Annotated in this window: 10 protein-coding genes; 4 read left to right on the top strand and 6 right to left on the bottom strand. The window is 63.2% G+C overall.

The annotated features are described in order from the left end of the window. Positions 1–157 precede the first annotated feature (157 nt). The 3 genes from BFX80_RS03545 to BFX80_RS03535 are packed head-to-tail and all read left to right on the top strand — an operon-like array spanning position 158 to position 1,308. Entirely contained in the window at positions 158–499 is a 342-nt protein-coding gene (locus tag BFX80_RS03545; RefSeq protein WP_065392495.1) for a DUF883 family protein, read from the top strand. Continuing rightward, on the top strand, positions 499–921 hold the full coding sequence (locus tag BFX80_RS03540) for a phage holin family protein (RefSeq protein WP_043333873.1): 423 nt from the start codon (positions 499–501) through the stop codon (positions 919–921). The genes BFX80_RS03545 and BFX80_RS03540 overlap by 1 nt, the downstream gene beginning before the upstream one ends. Before the next feature lie 36 nt (positions 922–957). Beyond that, positions 958–1,308 (top strand): YqjK-like family protein, encoded by a 351-nt coding sequence (locus tag BFX80_RS03535; RefSeq protein WP_084207957.1) that lies wholly within the window; start codon positions 958–960, stop codon positions 1,306–1,308. Positions 1,309–1,409: 101 nt separating this feature from the next. Here BFX80_RS03535 and BFX80_RS03530 read toward each other — a convergent pair whose 3' ends face one another. Further along, a complete protein-coding gene (locus BFX80_RS03530) occupies positions 1,410–2,606 on the bottom strand; it encodes an MFS transporter (RefSeq protein ID WP_084207956.1) in 1,197 nt (398 codons plus the stop codon). Between the two features lie 217 nt (positions 2,607–2,823). Between BFX80_RS03530 and BFX80_RS03525 the strand changes: the two genes are divergently transcribed. Then, positions 2,824–3,732 (top strand): LysR family transcriptional regulator, encoded by a 909-nt coding sequence (locus BFX80_RS03525; RefSeq protein ID WP_127734538.1) that lies wholly within the window; start codon positions 2,824–2,826, stop codon positions 3,730–3,732. A 28-nt stretch (positions 3,733–3,760) separates the two neighbouring features. Here the strand turns inward: BFX80_RS03525 and BFX80_RS03520 are convergent, their stop codons facing one another. From BFX80_RS03520 to BFX80_RS03500, 5 genes are all read right to left on the bottom strand, one after another. Continuing rightward, positions 3,761–4,957, bottom strand: coding sequence for a BaiN/RdsA family NAD(P)/FAD-dependent oxidoreductase (locus BFX80_RS03520; RefSeq protein WP_077375472.1), 1,197 nt, complete (start codon positions 4,955–4,957; stop codon positions 3,761–3,763). Positions 4,958–5,285: 328 nt separating this feature from the next. Continuing rightward, positions 5,286–6,281, bottom strand: coding sequence for a PepSY domain-containing protein (locus BFX80_RS03515; protein WP_084207954.1), 996 nt, complete (start codon positions 6,279–6,281; stop codon positions 5,286–5,288). 241 nt (positions 6,282–6,522) lie between these two features. Continuing rightward, positions 6,523–8,112 carry an ABC-F family ATPase gene (locus BFX80_RS03510; protein ID WP_077375479.1) on the bottom strand — a complete coding sequence of 530 codons (1,590 nt, stop codon included), beginning with the start codon at positions 8,110–8,112 and terminating at the stop codon, positions 6,523–6,525. A 95-nt stretch (positions 8,113–8,207) separates the two neighbouring features. Further along, complete coding sequence (locus BFX80_RS03505; RefSeq protein WP_077375482.1) at positions 8,208–8,489, bottom strand: peptidylprolyl isomerase; 282 nt, start codon at positions 8,487–8,489, stop codon at positions 8,208–8,210. A gap of 499 nt (positions 8,490–8,988) precedes the next feature. Beyond that, entirely contained in the window at positions 8,989–22,635 is a 13,647-nt protein-coding gene (locus BFX80_RS03500; RefSeq protein WP_240499658.1) for a carbohydrate-binding protein, read from the bottom strand. Between the last annotated feature and the right edge of the window lie 300 nt (positions 22,636–22,935).

Here is a 22,935-nt window from a genome sequence, read left to right as displayed (position 1 = left end):
AGACGCAGCCAGGCAGGAATCGCTGCGACCTGAAAAGGTCATGCCCTGCCGCCAGCGGCGCCCCAGGGAAGACTGAGTTCGAGAGTCATGCGCGCCCTCTGGCGCTCACAATTCACGAAATCTGATTCGACACACGGGAAGGAGACACAACATGGCCATGCAGAAAATCGGTGATCATACGACCACAGCCAATTCAGCCACCGGTGCCAACACCGAGCAGCTGAAGGAAGACCTGCGTCATCTCTCCCAGACCGTCGAGGAACTGCTGCACGCCTCGGCCGAGGATTCCCGCGAGAGCATGAAGGAAGCGCGTGCCCGCGCCCAGACCCGTCTGGAAGCCACTCGTGCCCGACTGAGTGCCCAGGGTGACCGTCTGGCCGCCAGCGCGCGTGAATCCGCGGACTGCGCTGACCGCTACGTGCACGACAACCCGTGGACCAGTGTCGGTATCGGCGCTGCCGCCGGTGTCGTCATCGGCATGCTGCTTGGCCGTCGCTGATGCAGGAGCAAGGGCCGGTTGAACGCGTACTTGGCGCCATCCGTCGTCTGACCGCGAGCCTGGTGGAGAGTGGCGAGACGCGTCTGCGTCTCGCCGTGCTGGAGCTCGAGGAGGAACGCGAACGCTTGTTCGTGATGCTGCTGCTGTCAGGTATCGCCCTGATGCTGATCTGCTTCGGTATCGGCCTGGCGATCCTGCTGGTGGTCGTGGCCTTCTGGGATACCCATCGCCTGCTGGCCATCGCCTTGAGCGGCGGTATCCTGCTGGCACTGGGCGGATTGATCGCCTGGCGGGTCAAGGTGATCGCTTCCCAACGCAGCCTGCTGCGCTCGACGCTCAGCAATCTGAGCCGCGACAGCGACAGCCTCAAGGACGTCCGCGCCGACGCACTGGAACGCCAGCGCCAACGCGAAAACCTCTGATGCCCCCCGCCTGCCAGCCCCTGCCAAGGAGGCGAGATGAGTTCTTCCAGACAGTCCCTCGCGCAGCGTGAGCCGGCACTTCCCCCCTCAGGGGGGAACGGTCGCCGGCAAGCGCATTCGCGCGATGCCAGGCGTGCGGAACTCGAAGCACGCATCAGCCAGCAGCGCCTCGACGTCAGTCATGCGATGCGTGACCTCAAGGAGGCAACCGCCCCCATCGACCGTGGCTGGGCCAAGGTGCAGCAATACCGTGGCCCGTTGGTTCTGGTGGGCGGCCTGATTGCCGCGCGGGGAGGTTTCCGGCCAAAGAAGGGCCTGAGCCTGATCAAGCGTGGCCTGATGGGCTGGGTGATGATTCGCCGCCTGAGAATACTGTTCGACAAGTGATCACGATACATACCGAAAGCCCCGCCACCTGGCACTCAGGTCGCGGGGCTTTTTTCGTCGCACGTCTCGATATGCAGCGGGCAGGCGTTGCCCGGGATGACTCAGGCGCCGCGACTGTCGCGCTTGAGCAGATGGATGCCCAGATAGAGAGCCGCGAAGATCAGGCCCAGCACGGCGCCAAAACCGAAGACATGGCGGCCATCGCCGGGCAGGAACTCCAGGAAGGAGGTCAGGAACTGGCCCAGGAAGATCGCCATCGTCAGGTAGGAGAGATTGCGTCCACGCACCAGTGCGTGGCTGCGCTCCACCGTCATGTGGTTGAGCAGCGGAATCGAGAAGCCGAAGCCCATCCCGGCCAGCACGGCACCCGCGCTCATCACCCCCATGTTCTCGGCCTGCTGGAAGACGAACAGGCTGGCGGCATACAGCACGAAGGCCAGTGCCAGCGTCGGCATCTCGCGCAAGGCACGTGAGACCTTCGGCATCCACATCGCCGCCACCACCGCGACCATCGAGATCGCCGCCAGGAAGATGCCGGTCGAGGCCTCGTTCAGCCCCAGCAGGTTCAGGCGCTTGGGCAGCATGACGATGGCGGTGAAGAACAGCGTCATGGCCATGGCCGCCGCCAGATAGACACTGGTGAGCGAAGCGGACAGCGCCTGCTGGCCAGACTTGCCAACCGTTTCATCAGGGGCTGCAGGTGACTGCCTGGGCACCATCATCCACAGCATGGCCAGCAGCAACCAGGCCAGCAGGTAGAGCAGGAAAGGCAGCTGCCAGGCGATGCCTGCCAGCACGCCACTGACGAACAGGAAGATCACGCCGCCAAGTTCGATGGACATGCCCTGCTGGGCAATCATCTTGAGTCGCGCATGGCCGTGATACCACTCGGAGATCAGCGTGGTGCCGCCCGCCATCACGACCGCGGTGACGCCCCCCAGCAGGATACGATCGGCGAACACGGCGACGGTGCCTTCCAGCAGTGCCCCGCCCGCCCCCAGCAGACCATACAGGAACAGCCCGCCAGTCAGCGCGCGATAGGCCCCGAGGCGGTCGATCATGCGTCCGGCGATAGACGCAAACAGCACCGCACCCAACGACGGCAGGGTGATCAGCCAGCTGGCATGGCTCTCCACCTCAAGCGCCGAGGCGATGCTCAGAAGCCCCGGCGCCACCACGGTACCCACCATGATGGTCAGGCAGGCGACCGCCAGCAGCGTGAAACGCCCGCCGCCAGAAAGTGATCGAGAGGTATCGCGCGTATCCTGCGCGATATCTCGGGAAGTTGATGTCGTCATATCGGCTCCACTCGGAAACAGGGCCCTCTTGCCAGCCACTGCATCGCCGCGCCCTCCTGGCTTGTGAGACAGGAAGCCGGGAGGGCGCGAGAGGAAGAAAGCTGACGGAGGGAGGCTTGGCAGGTCCCCAGACTAATGAGCGAGCATTGATAATAGAAATGACGATACTTGATATGACTTATACTTGATGAACATCAATCAACTGACGAGAGCTGCCATGGAACTGCGCACACTGAGAACCTTCGTTTCCGTGGCGACGCACCGGAGCTTCTCGGCCGCCGCCCGCGAGCTGCACACCGTTCAGCCTGCCATCAGTCGCCAGATCGCCGATCTTGAAGCCGAACTGGGCGTGAGTCTGTTGTGGCGCAATACGCGGGAAGTGCGAGTGACGGCACCCGGCGAGGCGTTGCTGGAAGAAGCGCAGCGCATGCTGGCGCTGGAGGCACAGGCACGCAAGCGCGTGGCGATGGCCGCCAGCGGCCAGACCGGCACATTGCGCATCGGCTACATGAGCTCGGCCTGCGCAAGCTTCGTGCCCGGCCTGATGCGCGACTTCGCCGCCAGCCACCCCGAGGTCAGCCTCACCTTGCATGAGATGAGCGCCCAGCAGCAGCTGGATGCCTTCGCGCGTGACGAGATCGACCTCGGCCTGTCGCGTCCGCTGCCCATCGAGCAGCGCGATACCCTGACGGCTCTGCCGGTCTACGAGGATAGGCTGATGGCGGTGATACCCCAGGGGCATCGCTTGGCGCACCGCAAACGACTGGCCCTCAGCGAGCTTGCGCAGCAGGACTTCGTGCTGTTTCAGCGCACGCAGGCGACGGGGCTATTTGACCAGATCATCAGCGCCTGCGGCGATGCCGGCTTCTCGCCGCGCCTCCAGCGCCAGCCGGCCATGATGCAGACGCTGCTCAGTGAGGTCGCGGCCGGACTGGGGGTCGCCATCGCGCCCGGCTGCATCCGCCGTCTGCAGTGCGATGGCTGTCAGTTCATTCCCCTGCGTCCGGCGCTCGGGGCGGTGCCATTGGAGCTTCACTATCCGACCACACCGGGCCGACCGGTGACCGAGGCCTTCGTCGCGCTGGTCGAGCAGCGCCTGCCCGCCATCCGCCAGCAGATGGCATGAGACGCGGCCAGTGGTGAGAACGTGCTGGTCAGCAGTTCAGCCCGCAGGCCACCGCCGAGGACCACGCCCACTGGAAGTTGTAGCCGCCCAGTTCGCCGGTGACATCCAGCACCTCACCGATGAAGGCCAGCTGCGGGAGATCGCGCACGCTGAAGTCCTTCTGCGAGATGGCATCGGTGACCACGCCGCCCATGGTGACCTCGGCGGTGCGCCAGCCTTCGGTGCCCGCCGGCTTGAGCTGCCAGTGGTTGAGCGCCTTGGCCAGCTGCTCGAGACGCGCGTTGGAGAGCTCGGCGAGGCTGCGCTCGCTGATGCGGCCGGCATCGGCGTCCTGCCACTCGACCAGCGACTGGGCGAGACGCTTGGGCAGGCGCTCGCCAAGCCAGGGACCGATCTGGCGCTTGGGATGCTGCTCACGCAGGGCCAGCAGCTCGGCGTAGGCGTCCACCCCCGGCAGCAGATCGATGTCCAGTGGCTGACCGGGCGTCCACCAGCTGGAGGCCTGCAGCATCGCCGGGCCGGAAAGCCCACGGTGGGTGATCAGCATCGGTTCGCGATACTGGCCCTTGCCGGCAGTGACGCTGACGTCACAGGCAAGCCCGGACAGCGGCGACAGGCGCTCCTTCCACTGCGAGGTCAGCGTGAACGGCACCAGCGCCGCGTAGGTCTCGGTGACCTCGAGCCCGAACTGGCGCGCGATATCATAGCCAAAGCCTGTCGCGCCCAGCGTCGGGATCGACATGCCACCGGTCGCCACTACCACCCGCCCTGCCGTATGCGTGCCGTTGCTGGTCTCGACCCGCATGCCCTCACCCGCACGTTCCAGCGAAGTGATGCGCGTGTTGAGACGAATCTCCGCCCCGGCCCACTCGCACTCCGTCATCAGGATCGCCAGCAGATCCTTGGCGGAATCCGCGCAGAACAGCTGCCCCGGCTTCTTCTCGACATGCTCCAGCCCGTGACGCTCCACCAGCTCGAGAAAGTGATGCGGCGTGTAGCGCTTGAGTGCCGAGATGCAGAAGTGCGGATTGCGCGAGAAGAAGTTGGACGGCCCGGCATCCAGGTTGGTGAAATTGCAGCGCCCGCCACCTGACATCAGGATCTTCTTGCCGGCCTTGTTGGCGTGGTCCAGCACCAGCACGCGCTTGCCCTGATAGCCCGCCGTGGCGGCACACATCAGGCCTGCCGCGCCTGCGCCGATGATGATGACGTCGTATGTGGCCATGCTGGAAACCTCGTGCAACAAGAAGAGAAAGACGGTGCTGAAACGCCGAGTGCTCGAGTAGAGGCACCGTGGTGGCCCGACTGTGCCAGACACCGGCCGCGCAGTTTACCAGAAGCCACGCCCGGTTTCGGGCTCCCACCGCCCCCTGGCAACATGTGGAACGCGGATTGGCCATCAAAAGGAGCGCTGCGGATATCCACAGCGCTCCTTTTCATCTCGCACGTCAGCTCGCACGTCAGCTCGCACGTCAGCTGACATGCCATCTCGTCAGGTTCTGTCGTGTCTCGCTGGACATGACGTCAAGCCAAGAGCCTGCTCACCTCACCTGTCACATTCCGGCATGCAGCCCCAGTCCCAGAGCCGCCGACAGACCGATACCGGCCGCCATGAGCAGGCCGCCCAGGGGGCGCCGACGTTTCATCTGCCACCACATCCACAGGCCAGTCAGCCCCCACATCACCATCACGCAGGCCATGACATCCACGACCACGGCCCACAGCCACTCCAGCACGCTGCTCTTGTAGCCATGCTGCTTGTGCAGATGCGTCAGGGTTTCGCCAAGCCCCGCGCCGGGCTGGACCTGCCCGACGGGCTGGCCCTTCAGCTTGCCTGAATACAGGTCCAGCTGAGCAGTGAAGCGCTGGCCGCTGCCGTCCTCCAGTGTGAAGTCGAGCGTCCCCTTGCCATTGAGCGGCTGACGTTCACTGGCGCCGATCGCCTCGCGAAGACGGGCCTGCTGACTGACCAGTGGCACCGCCAGTGGCGAGGTGTCAGGAAGCGTCAGGGTCTGGCCGGCCAGCGGCATGCGAGCAGGACGAGCCGACGCATTTCCCGCGGCGTTTTCCTGCATGGCGATGCGCCGCCCCTCACCGTGGGAAAGATCCACCATGTAGCGCTGACGCATGTCCGCTCCCCGGGAATCCAGCAGCAGAGACAACGGCGCCCCTTCGAGCGCCTGCGGGTCAACCAGCGTGAATTCGTGACGCCCCGAGGAGACTCGGTTCATTTCCGCCACGGTGGCCACGGCCAGAGCCTGGGCATCCACCGGGCCCAACGCGGCGCGTTGCAATGCCTCGGACGACAAGGGTGTCTGCTGGATGTCGCGATACAGACCGGGATGGTTCATCAGGAAGGCGCTCACGCCATACAACAGCACGAAGGGCACCAGCGCGACGCCGCAATACAGATGCAGAGAGCGGATCCAGGGATTGAGTCGCTGCGCCAGGGTCTTGCGCCGCCCTCGCTGACGGGGGGTGTCCTGACGCATGGAAGTGGCGCGCGAGGCGGGCCGTTGAGCGGGGGCACCGGGTGCGACATCTGACATGATGACTCTGTTCCTGGGGTGAGCGACGACAAGGTGGATGCACACGCCTTCGCGCGGGTGCGATCAAGAGGCGCAGATGATAAGACAAATACACCTCATCGGCGAATGATTCTCACATGCAGTCACATCGCGCAATCGAATGGCGCGGATCGTCGACGCCAGATGGCAGATCGCCCCCGCTGCCAGAGGCAACGGGGGCGATCAGAGCGACGATTTCACGCCAGGGAGCAGACGTGCTCGCTCAGACGATGACGCCCTGGCTGCGCAGGTAGTCATCGTAGGTGCCGGAGAAGTCGACCACACCCTCGGCATTCAGCTCGATGATGCGCGTGGCCAGCGAGCCGACGAATTCACGGTCGTGGCTGACGAAGATCAGCGTGCCCGGATAGTTTTCCAGCGCGAGGTTGAGTGCCTCGATGGACTCCATGTCCAGGTGGTTGGTCGGCTCATCCATCACCAGCACGTTGGGCTGCTTGAGGATCAACTTGCCGAACAACATGCGACCCTGCTCACCACCGGAAAGCACCTTGACCGACTTCTGGATGTCGTCATTGGAGAACAGCATGCGGCCCAGGGTGCCACGCACGACCTGTTCGCCCCCACCGGTCCACTGCGACATCCAGTCGTAGAGGCTCATGTCGTTGGCGAAGTCATGCGCGTGGTCCTGCGCGTAGTAGCCGACTTCCGCGGCGTCGGTCCACTTCACTTCACCGGCATCCGGGTGCATCTCGCCGACCAGGGTGCGCAGCAGCGTGGTCTTGCCGATACCGTTCGGGCCGATGATGGCGACACGCTCACCGGCGGCGACCGTGAAGCTGAAGTTCTCGAACAGGGTGTTGCCATCGAAGCCCTTGGCAAGCTTGTCGATCATCACCGCGTTGTTGTGGACCTTTTTGGTCTGCTCGAAGCGGATGAACGGGCTGACGCGTGAGGACGGCTTGATCTCGTTGAGCTGGATCTTGTCGATCTGCTTGGCACGCGAGGTCGCCTGCTTGGCCTTGGAGGCGTTGGCGGAGAAGCGGCTGACGAAGGACTGCAGCTCGGCGATCTGCGCCTTCTTCTTGGCGTTGTCGGCCTGCAGCTGTTCACGCGCCTGGGTGGCGGCGGTCATGTACTCGTCATAGTTGCCCGGGAACAGACGCAGCTCACCGTAATCCAGGTCCGCCATGTGGGTGCAGACACTGTTCAGGAAGTGACGGTCGTGCGAGATGATGATCATGGTGCTGGAGCGCGCGGTCAGCACGCCTTCCAGCCAGCGGATGGTGTTGATGTCCAGGTGGTTGGTCGGCTCATCGAGTAGCAGGACGTCAGGATCGGAGAACAGCGCCTGCGCCAGCAGCACGCGCAGTTTCCAGCCCGGCGCGACTTCACTCATCGGCCCCAGGTGCTGCTCAATGGGGATATCGAGGCCCATCAGCAGCTCACCGGCACGCGCTTCGGCGGTGTAGCCGTCAAGCTCGGCGAATTCGACCTCGAGGTCGGCGACCTTCATGCCGTCTTCCTCGCTCATCTCCGGCAGCGAGTAGATGCGATCACGCTCGGCCTTGACCACGGCCAGGCGCTCGTGGCCCATGATGACGGTGTCGAGCACCGTGTATTCCTCATAGGCGAACTGGTCCTGACGCAGCTTGCCCAGACGGGTGTTGGGCTCGAGCATGACGTGGCCACCGGACGGCTCAAGATCGCCGCCGAGAATCTTCATCATGGTCGACTTGCCGCAGCCGTTGGCGCCGATCAGGCCATAGCGATTGCCACGACCGAATTTGGCGGAGACGTCTTCAAACAGCGGCTTGGCACCGAACTGCATGGTGAGATTGGCGGTAGAGATCACGAGGGAATATCCGTTTGGAATGAAAAGGTGGGCGGTGACGAAGCGTCACGCTGGCGCCGGATGATACGGGGTCTGGAATCGCGGTCCGTCAGGCATCAGCCACGGAAGAAGACTTCCAGCAGGTGATAGCCGAACTTGCTCTTCAGCGGCCCCTGCAGGGTATTGAGCGGGCCCTTGAAGATGGCGCGATCAATGCCGCCGACCATCTGGCCGGGGCGCACTTCGCCCAGGTCACCGCCCCGCTTGCCGGAAGGACAGGTGGAGTGCTTCTTCGCCAGCTTCTCGAACGGCTGGCCGCGCTCCAGTGACTGCTTGAGACGCTGCGCCTCGGCCTCGGTCTTCACCAGAATGTGGCGTGCCATGGCAATACGAGCCATCTCATGTCCTCTTGCAAGCGAATGCGTGCCTGTCTTCTCCCGGTTCGCGTTCTGTCCCTCCGAGGTGCCGTCCTGTCAGCGACGACCTGCGACAACAGGCGCATGACGAGGGACATGGCGGGAGGCCAGACGAAAGATGAGGGAGACAACAGCCAACAAGGTGAATCTGAAGGCGGGCATGATAACAGCTCAGGAAGACAGACGCTGCAGTGCGTGTTCGCAGCCGCTTCTGACAGGCGAGCCTCCGGTAACGCCAGACGCAGGCGCGGAGATCGAGACCCGTCTCGCGCCATCAGGTGTTGCCGGGAGATCTCGGAGCGTCACACCGAAAGAAGGAGGGGGGGAACTGGCGACACGCAGATGCCTGGCAGGACATGCGCGTCAGAGACTCACGCATGTCCTGCCAGGCAGCTACGAGGACCGGGAAAGGCAAGGTTCCAGCACATGCCATGTTCCCGGCCACTTGCTCACACCTTCCCCGTCATCTTGCGCCGTCTTTCTAGAGCAGGCCGGCCTGGACATCATCCTGTATGCCCTGAAGGCCGACATCGTCGCTCATCGGCGCCTGCTCATCATTGGAGACCGGAATCGCGTCGCCGTCCTCGAGCATGCTCATCATCGCGAGTGCATTCGGTGAGCCAGCCGGAGTCACATCCGGATCACGCGTGATCTGGAAGGACGCCAGATCCTGTGAACCGCCATTGAAGGTGATACGCAACACCTGCACCCCCTCCTCCAGGTCCAGCGTCAGCGAGGGGCCATCGACATAGACTCCCCAGGCACCGGAATTGGGTAGCGTGCCACTGGCCTCGTCATAGAACGAGCCATTCTTCTCCACCGAGGCCGTGATGCTGCGCCCATTGTCAGGAGCGGAGGTGACGAATGACAGCGTGTGAGCGCCGGCCTGCTCGACATCGATGGTGTACTCAAGCCATTCACCATCCTCTACCCAGCCTATCGCTTCCCCCTCACCGACGATATCCACCGGTGTATCGCGATAGTTCGAGCCGAACTGAGCGCTGGAGAGCTCGTTGTAGGCCTCCCCTTGCCCGCCTTCATCAAAGTTGACGGCATCGAGGCTGAGTCCCTCATCCGCCTGCACCTGCCAGGGGATGCCTCCCGCATTGAAGGCCTGCTGACCATCAAGGGAGAGCGAGAATCCCTGCAGGTCCATGGAACCGCCATTGAAGGTCAGTCGCAGCACCTGCTCTCCAGCCTCCAGGGTCACCTGGGCGGTCTCGGTACCCACGAAACTGGTCCAGCTACCGGTCGGTGAGACCCCTACCGGTGTGGCGCTGGCGTACGGGGCGTCGGCCTCCTTGGCAAAGGTTGCGGTAATGCTGCGCTGCCCTCCCCCCGTGACTCCCAGGGAAGCCAGGAAGGCCATGTCGTAGGTACCGGCCTGTTCGACGTTCAAGGTGTACTCCACCCATTCGCCATCCTCGATCCAGCCGATGGCGCTGCCGCCGCTGGCCATGTCCACGCCCTCACCGCGAACATCGGTCCCCTCCTGCACCTCGCTGGAATCGTTGTAGGCGACATCCTGTCCGCCTTCATCGTAATTCACCGCCTCAAGGCTGAAGTCACTGCCTACCTGCCAGGGCTGACCATCGTCGGTGTGCGCCTGCTGGCCATCGTCCACCGGCGCCACCAGCGTCAGATTCAGCGAGGCCAGATCCAGCTGTCCGCCGTTGAAGGTCAACCTGAGCACCTGCTCACCTTCCTCCAGCGTGAAGGTCAAGGGACCCACATCGGTGAAGTTGGTGAAACCGTCGGTGTCCGGTACCGCCACCGCCTGGCCCTCGGTATAGAAGCTGCCGTCCTGCTCGAAGGCGGCGGTGATCGACTTGCCGTCGGAAGTCGCCGAGGCGGAGAAGTTCAGCTCATAGGTGCCCGCCGTCTCGACATTCAGGGTGTACTCGAGCCACTCACCGTCGGCCACATAGCCGATGGCCAGGCTGCCATTGGAGATATCCACCGCTTCGTCTGATCGGAAGCCATCGCCCTGGTGGGCCTGCGTGGTGTCGTTGTAGGCGACGCCCTGGCCACCGTTGTCGAACAGGCGCGCTTCCAGTGTCAGGCCATCGCTTCCCACCGCCCAGGCAGTCTCGCCGGCATTGAAGGCGCTCTGTCCCACCGGCTCGGGATTGTCGAGGAAGTTCGGCACACCGTCGTTGTCATCGTCGTCGTACAGATCCACTCGTCCATTGCCGTCAGCATCTTCCGCCCCTGCGGGATCGTAGGTAGTGACGTTCTCCACCAGGAAGATGTTGTCGTTGTAGTCGTAGTTCACCCCCGCGTAATCCTGGATCACGATATAGGTATCCGGGATTTCGTTGCCGGCGGCGTCCCTGGCCACATACACACGGATCAGATGACCATCATTCTCGTCCCAGTTGAGATTGTTGCCGGGAGTGCCGATGGCATCGACGGTGTCCTCATGGAGGTTGGCGTCGGGATCGGACCAGGAAATATAGCCCTGGCGGCCCGATATCTCAGCGAAGAAACCAAAGGGCGCATCGCGATCCAGGGTGGTGGTGGTCAGCAGATCTCCCTCATTGAGCGTGCGTGGCAGCAACGTCTGACCATCGGCCTCGTCGTGGGCCAGCACCTCGTCGATATCACGGCTGTCGACGTCGTGGATGAACAGTCGTGCCACGTCGCCCTGGGTATGGTAAGCCGCCAGCTGAGTGATCTTGATCGGCGAGCCTCCATCGGCGCGCTGGAAGTACGGAGACAGGATCTCATCGCCGTTGGCCTCCACCAGCCCTCCCTGGTTCATCTGCCCTTCGGCAACATTGGTCGAGTAGCCGAAGGCATCGATGATCTCCTGCACTCCCGGTTCCTGGCCGCTTTCTGAGCGATTCTGGGCCAGGCCGGCAAGCTCGATGACCTTCTCTCCCTCATCCGCATCACTTGAAGTGATGATCAGGCTGGACTCGTAGAGGCTGCCATCGTTGGGGTCATCGGCGATGAAGCGCACGATCACATCGACTGACTCACCCGGCTCCAGCGTCACCGCAGTGAAGGCCTCCGTCAGCTCGAACAGCGTCGCATCACTGACCTCGACGCGACTGATGTCGAGACTCTCGAAGCCATCATTTCTCAGCGTGACGGTCACCTCGTCATGCACCTCCTGCGCGGCATTGGCCGGATTCTCGATGCGCGACATCACCAGGCGATCGTTGGAAGGCACGCCGTCATTGTTGATGACCGTCAGCTCACCACCAGATACCGGTGTCACGCCCTCGATGAGGAACATGTTGTCGTTGTAGTCATAGTTGATCCCGGTGTAATCCATGATCCCCAGGTAGGTGTCGGGAATCACGTTGCCCTCGGCATCGAGTGCCCGGAACATGCGCACGGTATAGCCGCGCTCGATACCCTCGGCATCGGCCGGCGGGGTGCCGCCTCCGGTCGGGTTGAGTGACGGGTCCGTGGACAGATTGGCCACTTCGATACCGAACACGCCACTTCCGGCCCACCCGGCCGGGATATCATCGAGCCCGAAGGTCGCGGTGGCGAAGTTGCCGTTGCCCAATACCGGCAGGATCGACTGGTTATTGTCGCCCGCGTGATTGGAGAAGATCACGTCCTGCCCCTTGTCGCCGGGGTTGTGGATACCCAGCGTCGCCCCGCCACCGCCGTGATAGGCCGCCAGCTGGGTGATCCTGGCCTCGCCAGCCCCCTCGGCCAGAGACCAGTAGCGCGATAGCACCTCGTCATCATTGACCGGGCGATACAGATCGAAGTCGTTGAGTACCGAATTCTCTCCGCCACCGACGGTCGACAAGCCTTCGATACGGTTACCGAAGCCGAACACCTCCCACACCTCGTTGACGTTGGGCTCCCAGCCACCCTCGTCACGCGCCTGCCAGAAGCCTGCCATGTGGATCTCGGCGATCGGAGAGTCGGCATCGTTGGTGGTGAGACGGATACGGCCCTCGAAGACCCCATCACCGGCATTGTTGGACGGCGCGGTGTAGCTGTCCCGGTCGAACAGCACCGTGACCTCGAGGGATTGCCCCGCGGCCAGCGTCAGGCCATCAAACACCTCGGGGTCCGCCAGCGTGAAGGGGCCGTCGATGTCGGCATCGAGCACTTCCAGCACATCGCTGCCGGTGTTGGAAATGGTGACCGTGGCACTTTCCTTGAAGTCACGATCGGGATTCGAGCCGCTGTTGTCGTCCAGATAACTGAAGTGCAGGCGATCGGAGTAGTAGGCGGCATCACCGCTCTCTACCACGATATCGGCGTTGTCGCTGCCGACCACCGGCATCACATCGAGATAGTCGAGATCATCGGCACCATCGGCGGTGGACACCGCACGCAGGTTGTACTCCACCCCGGCCTCGAGCTCGACATAGGTACCCTCTTCACCAGCGTCACCCACTCCCGGATAGGCCAGCAGTTTCACCGACTGCCCGTTGAGCGTCAGGGCCAGGCCCTGACCATCATCGGCGCCCGCGTTCGCGGCCAGATCCAGACGATAGAGTCCGCTGCTGTCCACGCTGAAGTAGAAGTCGGCGGTCAGCTCGTTGAGGGTGCGTGCGCTGTCACCGCTCTCGAGCTCGATGCGCGACCCGTTCGAGACATCGGCATAGACCGGGATGAAGCTGTCGGACGGTGCATTCGGCACCTGCAGCAGATCGATGTTCGGCCCCACGGCACCCGGCGCGGTCAGGGTGATGGTGTTGCTGCCCTGCTGCAGAGCGACCAGCGTGTTCTGGAAGAACCAGTCGCTCTCGTCAGCGTTGCTCTGGCCTTCGAAGTTCAACACCCCGAGGTCGACACCATTGATCGCAAGCCCCAGGGGACGGTCATCCTTGGTCGCGGCAAGCGCGTAGCGGAAGGCGATGTCATAGCTTCCCGTCTCGGCGACATCGAGTGTCCAGGTAATGGTCTGATCACCCGTTCCCGCGAAGTCGACGTACCCATCACCGGACGCGTTGCGATCATCATCGCTTGTCAATACCACCACGGCGCCATCGAGCACTGCCCCCTCGGCCTCGTACTCATCGACGCCAGGCGTGGTATCCGGCGCTTCCTGCAGGATCTCCAGCTGGTCGATATTGGGGCCGGTGTCGGCGGTGGCCTGCAGGCGCACCGTGTTCTGACCACTGACCAGCGTCGCTGCCACGGCCTCGGTCAACCACTCGGCCCAGGCTGCATCCCCCGTCAGGCCGTCGGGCGGACTGAAGTCAAACACCCCGACACTGACATTGTTGACGAACACTTCCAGCGGGCGATCGGCATTGCCGCCGTTGGCATAGCGCAGATGCAGCACCGAGTCGCCAGCCTGCTCGGCATCCAGCTCGAACGTGAAGGTGAGGAAGTCGGCATTGGTAGACCCGAAGTCCGCATAGCCACCTGGCGTGCCGTCGGTGTCGTCGGTATTGCCATCGAGCCCGAAGGCACCGGGGCGCAGGCCATTGGGCAGGTCCGGCTGGTTGGTCTCGGGGTTGTCGATGTCGCGAATCTGGATCTCGGCGTCCGTCCCCGTCGCGAGCGTCACGGCGGTGCCGTCGTCAGGCGTCCTGTCCTCGGCCTGAATGACCAGCAGCGAGACCAGCTCATCCGTCGGGTCGACAGGGTCCACGGGGTCGACCGGGTCCACCACCCCGCCCGGTGCCGGGTCGAGGCGAATGATCTGGCTCTGGCCATTGCCGCGATTCAGGGTCAGCAGATAAAGCTGGCCGGTGACCGGATTCTCGATGATGTCCAGTGGGTCGACGTAACTGATGACGTTGCCCTCAGGATCACGCAGTACGTCATCGCCAATCACGTTGCCGTTGGCATCCAGCGTGATCGAGCGCACGTCATCGCCGCCGGAGTACTCGGTGAACAGCACGTTGCCCTGCAGATTGCCGCCGAAGACATCACTGGTGTATTCCACTGCGCCGTTGGGCGAGCGATTCTCGCCGAGCGAATAGACACCCGAGATATCGTAGGTGCCCTCGGGGTTGGTGCCTGTCGGATACTTGTCGACCTGATTGGGGTCGGTGGCACTGGTCGGATTGCCGCCGTTCAGGATGTACTCGTCGCGCAGCGGGTTGGGATGCCCGTAATAGCCTCCCTCGACGATCTTGAACAGATAGTCATCCTGCTTCTCGACACTGGTGTAGCGCTCGTCCTCCGGCGTCGACGGGTCATCCGGCACGTTGCCGCCTGCCGCCGAACCGTTGGTCGGCACGTACAGGAAGCCATTGGAATGCCACACCAGGTCGTAGGCGTTGCGCGCCCCGGTGGCAAAGATCGTCAGCACCGCGTCGCTGGCGTAGGGGTCGTAGTAGGACTCGAGCACGTTGCCGGACTCGTCCTGCACCGTGGCGACACCACGATCATCGAACACCAGGAACTCGCCATTGCCCATCGGGATCGGGTCGTCCTTGGGATGGCCATCCGGGTCATCGAAGCGAGTATTCTGGCCGTTGTCGGGAAGCGGCTCGGTAGTGACATCGAAGCCACCGGGAGGCGCATCGCGGGTCGGGTCGATCTCCATCACCGCGGCATTCAACAGACGCTCCGGACGATTGCCCCAGGCGCTGTCCGGCTCGCCCATGGCAGAGTTGGAGCCCTGGATCAGATACAGCAGATGACTCGGGACATCGGGATTGGTCTCGGCGTCGTAATCCGGATTCGCGCGGAACTCCAGGCTGTTGGTCACATGATCGCCATTGGAGCGTGGCAGGCCAGTGATGTAGGGCTCGGCGGTGCCCGAGAACTCGCTACCGCCCTCCAGGGTGATCTTGGTGATCCGGCCACTGAAGTCGGGCACGCCGTTGTCACGGCCAGACAGCGGGATCGGATAGTTGTCGGTGATCCACAGCACGTCGGGATCGGTGGGGTCGATCACCAGCCCGATGATCCCGCGGCGATCATTGCTGGCATCGGCCCCGTCCTGATGGAAGTAATCGCTCGGCAGCGAAAGCTCCTGACGGTTGCCGAGGGAGCCATCGACGGGGTCGATGTCGTAGCGCAGGATCTGCCCCCCAATGGTCGCGATGTACATCGTCGAGCCATCGGCGGTGATCTCCAGCGAGGTGAAACCGAAGGCGTTGTCAGAGGCACCGTCGAGTTCCACCACATCATTGAAGGCCACATCGCGAGCGACGATCTCCGGGGCTTCGCCGGTGATGAAGGTGTTGGTGTACTTCTGGAACTCACGGGTCGGCGCGTCCAGGTCGTCGTTGGCGCCACGATCCTGGAAGCCGTCGATGATCAGCGTATAGCTGGTGAACTCCTTGAGCGTCTGGCTCGGCGAGATGGTCAGGGAATCGAAGCCACCGGTGGTGTTGGCGTTGAAGCTGACCTCCTCTCCGGTCAGCGTCTCGATCAGCCGGATCGAACCGTCAGCCAGGCTCTCGAGCAGTGCCCCGCCGCGACCGTCCACCACCGAGATGCCGACGAAGATGTCGGACGTCGGGTCGACCCCGCTCGGCAGGCCGCCGTCGTCGGGGTCCAGATCGACTTCCACCTCGTTGTCACCGACCCCAGCGATGGCGCGCGCGTCAGTGAAGAAGGCGTAATCCTCGGCGGCGATGCGATCATCTTCCGGCGTCAGGTCCGGCAATGCCTGGATCTCGAGGTACTGGATCTCGGTGTTCTCGTTGTCGAGCCCCAGGGAATCCAGTGTCAATCGCCCATCACTGACCTGCACGATGCGGGTGACCAGATCCGAGCGGAAGCCATCGGTATCATCTGACGGATTGCCGTCCGCCGGGAAATCATCGGGCCGGAACGGGGTGAAGGGATCATTGAACAGCTCGCCCTCGGCATTGAGCACGTTGCGACTGTCGTAGGGCCCGGAGGTATCCCCGATGGAGACGGTGACCTCGTAGTAGCCATCGTCCAGCTCGATCTCCCAGCCGGCGCGCACATAGGCGCTTCCCGGCTGGTCGAAGTGGGCGTAGGTGCCCTGGCGCGGGTCGAGCCCGGCGATGTCATCGGTGCGATCATTCACCGCCACGCTGGTCAGCGCGCTGATGTCCAGCGGCTCGGTGCCGGGCTCGCCGTCGTAGATCGACGCCTCGGTGATCCAGCCGTACTGATGGGTCTGGCCGTCCACGGTCACCGATTGGGTGCCGAAGGCCTTGCCGTTGTCGGCGATGTAGCCATCCGGCACCGCGGTGCCTTCGGGCTGGAAGTTGATCTTGACCGAGAAGCGCTCGCCCGGCTCCACCGGACGCTCCGGCACCACGCCATCACGGCTCACCGTCAGGCTGTCGATGTTGGGGCCGGCGTTGCCCAGGTTGGCAAGGCGAATGGTGTTGTCGCCGGCTTCGAGCTCCACCTCGAGCGTCGTGGTGGTCCAGTTCTCCCAGCCGGCGGCGTCGGTCCCCGTGGAGGCAAAGGCCAGATTCCCCTGACTCAGCCCGTCCACCAGGATGTCCATGGGGCGATTCGCGCCGTTGGAACCGGCATTGGTATAGCGAACCTCCAGGGTGTAGGTACCGGCCTCATCGACCGCCACCTGGAACTCGGCGGCGTCACCGGCGTCGGCTCCCATGTCCAGATAACCGGTGCCGGTAAAGTCATCCCACAGCCCATCTGGCCCGGAGGCGACATTGGTTTCCGGATTGTCGGCATCGCGCACCTGGGTATCACCGTCGGTATCGATGATGGTCAGCGCCTCGCCCTCGATGGCGAAGTTGAATGCAGGCGTGCCGTCGCCTTCCGCGAAGCTGACCACCTCGCTGGCGCTGGCCTCATTGCCGGTGGCATCGGTGACGAACAGCGAGACGGCGAGATCGCCGCTCTGATCATCGAGCTGGCCGCTCAGATCCAGCGTGATGTTGCCATCGGCGTCCGGCGTCACTGCCTCACGGGTCGCGCCGCCGTCGAAGGACACGGCAACGCTGGTCACGTCATCATCGATGCCGGAGACGTTGAAGACTGCCGCCGCCAGCTGACTGGCATCGAGAGTGTCGTCAGCCGCGACGATGGCGAGATCGCCGTCCTCATCGGCACTCACATCCTCCGGGATCGGGCCGCTGCCGGCGTCGGTCACTTCGATGCGATCGATGTTGGGGCCGGTGGTGGCGCCAGCGGGAATCGCCAGCACGATGGCGTTGCTGCCCGCCTCCAGGCTGACAGTGAAGGTCTCGAAGACCCAGTGGTCGAAGCCTTCTTCCCCGCCGCTGCCGTCCGGGTCCGTGCTGGCCATGGCCAGCATCAGCGGATCGCCGCCATTGATCACCAGATCCAGCGGACGATCGGTATTGGTGGCGTAACGCACACTGATGTCGTACTGACCGGCCTGGGCCACCTCGATCTGCCAGGCGACGTTATCGCCAGCCGTGTCGCCGAAGTCCAGATAGCCGGTACCGGAGAAGCCCGGCCGCAGACCGTTCTCCAGATTCGCATTGTCTTCGGGATTGTCGGCATCGCGCACTACGGTATCCGTCGCGTTGGCGCCGTCATCGAAGCTCGTCACCGTGCCGTCTTCGGCCTGCAGACGCAGGGGCGAGAACGGCGCTTCATCGACATCATTCACGGTGACCGAGAGCTGCGCGGTGGTGGAGAGGTCGCCGTCACTGACGCTGACCTCGACGTCATAGACGCCATCTTCGTCATCATCGACCGCCAGCTCGAAATCGCGGGCACTGGTGAAGCTCAGCACGCCGGTGGTGGCGTCAATGGTGAACAGCGGAGAGTCAGCCCCGCCAGTGATGGCGAATACCGGCGCGTTGAGGCCGAGAGTCCCCCCGTCTTCATCGACGAGCGGGATCGCGCCAATCTCGGTCAGGTTCTCATCCACTGCAAACGCGGTCTGGTCGATGGCGATGCTCTCATTGAGATCTGCCACGGTGATCAGGGTGTCCTGTGACACGCTGTCCTCGCCATCGGTCACCGTCACGGTCAGCTCGTAGACACCATCTTCATCGCTGTCGGCGGCCAGCTCCGCGTCCGGTGGATTGAGGAAGGCGATTCCTCCACTCGCCACGTCGTAGGTGAAGAGCGCGGCATCGGCACCGGACAGCGTCACCGTCAGGCTGTCGCCATCGGCATCCTCAAGCACCAGACTTGCCACGCCAGCACTGTTCTCGTCGACACTGATCGCGGCACCGAGTCCCGCCAGGGTCGGGGCAGTATTGACCGGCTCATCGATACGCTCGAATTCAAGCGAGTCGATACGCATCAGCTCGCCACCGGCACCACGCAGTTCGAGGCTTGCCAGATCACCGGCGGTGACCTCGACGGGCGTCTCGAAGACGATTTCCTTGCGGTTGCCGCTCTGGCCTGCATTTCCGCGCGCGCCACTGCCGACGAAGGTGCCGAAGTCGTCGTTCAATACCACGTCGGCGCTCAGGCTATCGGTTGTCGTGTTGCGCGCTTCAAGCACGGTGTCACCGATGGTCAGGGTCAAGGTGCCTTCACCGTCGGTTTCATCGAACACATAGAGGCGCACGATGTACCAGCCCGGCTCCACGCCGCCCGCCGAGAGATCAGTGCCGATCGTCGCCGGCGCATTGCTGGTCAGACGAATCAGCTGCTCGTTGGACGCCGACGCACTGCCGGTGACGATCAGGTTACCGGCGTCGAGATCCGTGAAATCTTCCGCCTCGATCGTGATGCTATCGCCAACCTGGGTGCCTTCGATGATGAAGCTCAGCGACTGGGTCGCTGACAGACCACTCGGGTCGGTGGCGCGCACGACAACATCGAAGGTGCCTCCTTCACTTGGCGTGCCTTGAATGACGCCATCGATCACCTCGAGTCCGGCAGGCAGATCCTCGGCCGTCAATGTCAGGCTGTCGCCATCGGCATCGGAGAACAGCGAGGCGAAGTCCGCCAGCGGAATCTGGAGGAAGCTCTCGCCCACCTCTCCAAAGTAGGGCTCGAGAGCGGCAGGCTCCGCCACCGGGGCGTCGTTGACGTTCTCGATGCTCAAGGCGAAGTCGGTATCGGTACTGGCGGTGCCATCATCGGCGGTCACCGTGATGGTGTAATCGCCCGGCACCAGACCAGCGAGGCTCCCGGACAGCACAGTGTCGCTGATACTCAGCCCGTCCACGGTGACCGGCAGGCCATCGCCATCGGTGACCCGGAAGCTGAAGGCGAGGTCATCGCCATCGTCATCGACGAAGGGCAGGTCAACCTCGAGATTCGCGCCTTCGTCGAGACTCAGATCAGCGATGCCACCCCCCACCACGCGCGGTGCGCTGTTGGTGTCATCGACATCGGCTTCTGACAGGCTTACGCCACTGAAGCTCGCACTGCCCTTGGCGCCCACATCATCGTCGTTGACGAAGACCAGCGAATCGAGGGTGATGCCCGCATGCGCCGAGAGATCGATGGTGAAGCGCAAGGTGCCATCGCCATTGTCGATGCCCTGCCCACGCAGATCGACAAAGCCACCCTGCGTCTGGCTGCCGCCCAGCTGATAGACACTGTTTCCGCCATTGAACGGATTGGAATCGGCATCGAAGCCGATGGCAACGATCTCGGGGACCGGCGAATCGGATATGGCCACATCCAGGGTCAGGATGCTGCCACTGGTGATCGTGTAGTCCTCCGGCAGGGCTGCCCGCTTCCAGACATTGTCGTTCAACGTCAGAGTGCCACCGTCGTCTTCCACCACCGCCCCCGTGCCAACGGTGGGATTGTCCTGGGTCGCGTTGTAGGCGCTGATCGTGGCGTCATCGAAGGTGACATCCAGCGTCACGCTGCCGACGACGGCCAGCGTGACTGCCTCCGCGACACTCGCCTCATTACCGGCGGCATCGGTCACGATAAGGGTCACGATCACATCGCCCGGGGCCTGTGTGGAGAGATCGACCGTCAAGGTGTCGCCATCGCTGACAACGGACTGACGGGTCACGCCGCCGTCGAAGCTGATCTCGAGAGTCGAGCCGTCATCGATCCCCGCGACACCGAATACCACGCTGGCGCTGTCATCCGCCTCGATGGCATCTTGCGGGCCTTCGAGTGCCAGGTCGCCCCCCTCATCGGCGGTGGTATCCAGCGTCAGTGCCAGGCTCTGTTCGGCACGGTTGCCGAAGGCATCCATGGCGATCAGCGTGACCGACAGATCGCCATCAGCGAATCCCGACAGGTCCAGCGTGAAGCTGCCATCCGGGTTCGGCACCACCTCCTGGACCGTGATTCCCTCATCGAAGGTCACGCCGACGAAGGTGATGTCGGCATCCAGTCCGCTGACGCTGAAGCCCGCTTCACCGACGGTCGCGCCATTGAGGAGGGGGTCTACGGCGGTAAAGGTCAGCACAGAGGCATCGGCATCCGCCACGACATCCCCTACCGGGCCCGTGCCCGCCGTGGTGACCTCCAGGCGATCGACATTGGGCCCATTGCTGCGTCCATCAGGGATCGTCAGCGTGACGGTGTTGTCACCGACCTCCAGACTCGTCGTCAGGGTGTGGTAGCTCCAGACATCGAAACCCTCAGGGTCGACGTTGCCGGCGTTGGGGTCAGTCCCGACAAAGGCGAGCTCGGAGGACTCGCCGTCATTGATCGAGAGAGCCAACGGACGCGCGCCATTGCTGGCATAGCGGAAGTTGAGGTCGTAGTCGCCCGCCTCGGCCACATTGACGGTGAAGGTCAGGCTGTCACCCGGCGCACTGCCGAAATCCACGTAACCGGTGCCGGAAAAGTCCGGGCGCAGTCCGACAAAGCCACCGGCCTCGGGATTCGCGGCGTCACGCACCACGGTGGCGGCCCCGTTGTCAGCGCCCAGCACGGCATCCTCGGCTTGCATCACGACTGGCGCAATCACCGGATCGACAGGCTCCACCGCATCGGCCTCCAGAAGCGCCACCTCGATCTTGTCGATGTTCGGCCCGTTGGTCGCGCCGCCCAGACGCAGGGTATTGCTGCCCGCGGCCAGCGTGATCTCCAGCGTCTCGGTCGACCAGCCCTCCCACGCGGAAGGCCCGCCATTGCCTGGCTGGTTGTCCGCGGGCACATCATCGACATCATCGGGGTAGTAGCCCGGCGCCTCTACCGCTGCGAACTGGAAGGTGCCGACCTGACTTTGCGTGTCGTCATCGACCAAAAAGAGATCAATGGGACGCGCCGAGCTGCTGGCATAGGTCGCGGTGACGCTGTACGTGCCGGCGGTAGCCACCTCGAGAGTGAAGTCACCGTAGGCCTCGGCATTGCCCGATGCCCAGTCGAGATAGCTGGCGCCTTCGGCGCCGACCCGGAAGGTTTCCCTGCCATTGGTGAAGCTGGCGATATTGTCGAGAGTCACCACACGATTGGTGCCAGCGTCGGCGACATCAGACGTCGGGCCGATATCGAGGTCCTCACCCTGAATGACGAAGACGTCCGGGTCCGGTGCACGCACTTCCAGATAGTCGACGTTGGGGCCACTGGCCCCGTTGGAGGTGAAGGACACCGTGTTCTCGCCCGCCTGCAGCTGAACGCGAATGGTACGCTCGCCGAACTCACTGAAATCAGTGGCGTCGCCGGTCAGGGACGTGCTCGGCAGATCAAACATTCGATCCTGAAGTTCGCCATTGACGTCCAGGCGCAATGGGCGGTTTCGATCAGACCCATCGCCATTCTGGCTGAGCGCATACCCCAGCGCGAGTTCATATTCACCGGCCTCGGTGACGCTGAAGGTGAAGGTCAGCGTCTCGCCGGTCGCGCCGCCGAAGTCCACGTAGGCAGTGCCTGATGCATTGGCGGTATTGGACGGATTATCCCCCCCGGTCACCACCTCGATACCGGCTCCACCGATGGAGGATGCATTGCCATCTCCGTCGTCATCGCTGAGGTCTTCGGCCTCGATACGAAGGGTAGTGAAGCTTTCCGGTGCGATGAGCGCCGCCGTGGCCAGAGGGGCAGGTTCGGCCAGCAAGGCAGGTCCTGTGCCCGCAGCAGGTTCATCACTACTGGTCAGTAGCGCCTGGGCGGCTTGCGGCGTGTCCTCATGGTCACTCACCTCCTGGTCACTCACCTCCTGGTCACTCACCTCCTCGGCGACAACATCCGGTGACTCGACCTCGAAGCCGAACTGCTCACCAGACCCGGGCAGTACCTCGCCCCTTTCGTCCAACGCTTCGATCATCATCTTGAGCTTGCCTGATAGAGGGGTAGGCAGATGATCAAAGACAAAGGGACGCTCAAAGCGCTCAAATACCGACAGTCGATCCTGCGCATCCTCGAATGTCATTCGCATTGACTTGATGGAATCCCCCACGCTGAGGGAAATGGCGTAACCATTATCTCGTGATCCTGGAACGTCTTTCCCTCAAGACGATCACCACTCCTGATACGTGATGCCATGGACTCAAGACGACTCGATACGAATGACATGGAATACATTTTCCCTACCCCTCGAATAATTTTTAGTGGCGATTTCTACGCCATCTTGAGACCTCACGACACGACGTCCCTCACCGGCAATGAATCCCCGATGACGTTCCACTCTCCAACGCTTTCCCAAAGAGTTCGAACATGACCGGCAAAGGCTCGTAAA

This window comes from Cobetia marina (assembly GCF_001720485.1).
GTDB classification, from domain to species: Bacteria; Pseudomonadota; Gammaproteobacteria; order Pseudomonadales; family Halomonadaceae; genus Cobetia; species Cobetia marina.
The sequence above is the reverse complement of the archived record's forward strand: the minus strand, read 5'-3'. Positions and strand labels throughout refer to the sequence as shown.

Bases quoted from the DNA above. Each gene is read 5' to 3' on its own strand.
- BFX80_RS03545 (WP_065392495.1), top strand. From the start codon at position 158: ATGCAGAAAATCGGTGATCATACGACCACAGCCAATTCAGCCACCGGT.
- BFX80_RS03540 (WP_043333873.1), top strand. From the start codon at position 499: ATGCAGGAGCAAGGGCCGGTTGAACGCGTACTTGGCGCCATCCGTCGT.
- BFX80_RS03535 (WP_084207957.1), top strand. From the start codon at position 958: ATGAGTTCTTCCAGACAGTCCCTCGCGCAGCGTGAGCCGGCACTTCCC.
- BFX80_RS03530 (WP_084207956.1), bottom strand. From the start codon at position 2,606: ATGACGACATCAACTTCCCGAGATATCGCGCAGGATACGCGCGATACC.
- BFX80_RS03525 (WP_127734538.1), top strand. From the start codon at position 2,824: ATGGAACTGCGCACACTGAGAACCTTCGTTTCCGTGGCGACGCACCGG.
- BFX80_RS03520 (WP_077375472.1), bottom strand. From the start codon at position 4,957: ATGGCCACATACGACGTCATCATCATCGGCGCAGGCGCGGCAGGCCTG.
- BFX80_RS03515 (WP_084207954.1), bottom strand. From the start codon at position 6,281: ATGTCAGATGTCGCACCCGGTGCCCCCGCTCAACGGCCCGCCTCGCGC.
- BFX80_RS03505 (WP_077375482.1), bottom strand. From the start codon at position 8,489: ATGGCTCGTATTGCCATGGCACGCCACATTCTGGTGAAGACCGAGGCC.
- BFX80_RS03500 (WP_240499658.1), bottom strand. From the start codon at position 22,635: ATGCGAATGACATTCGAGGATGCGCAGGATCGACTGTCGGTATTTGAG.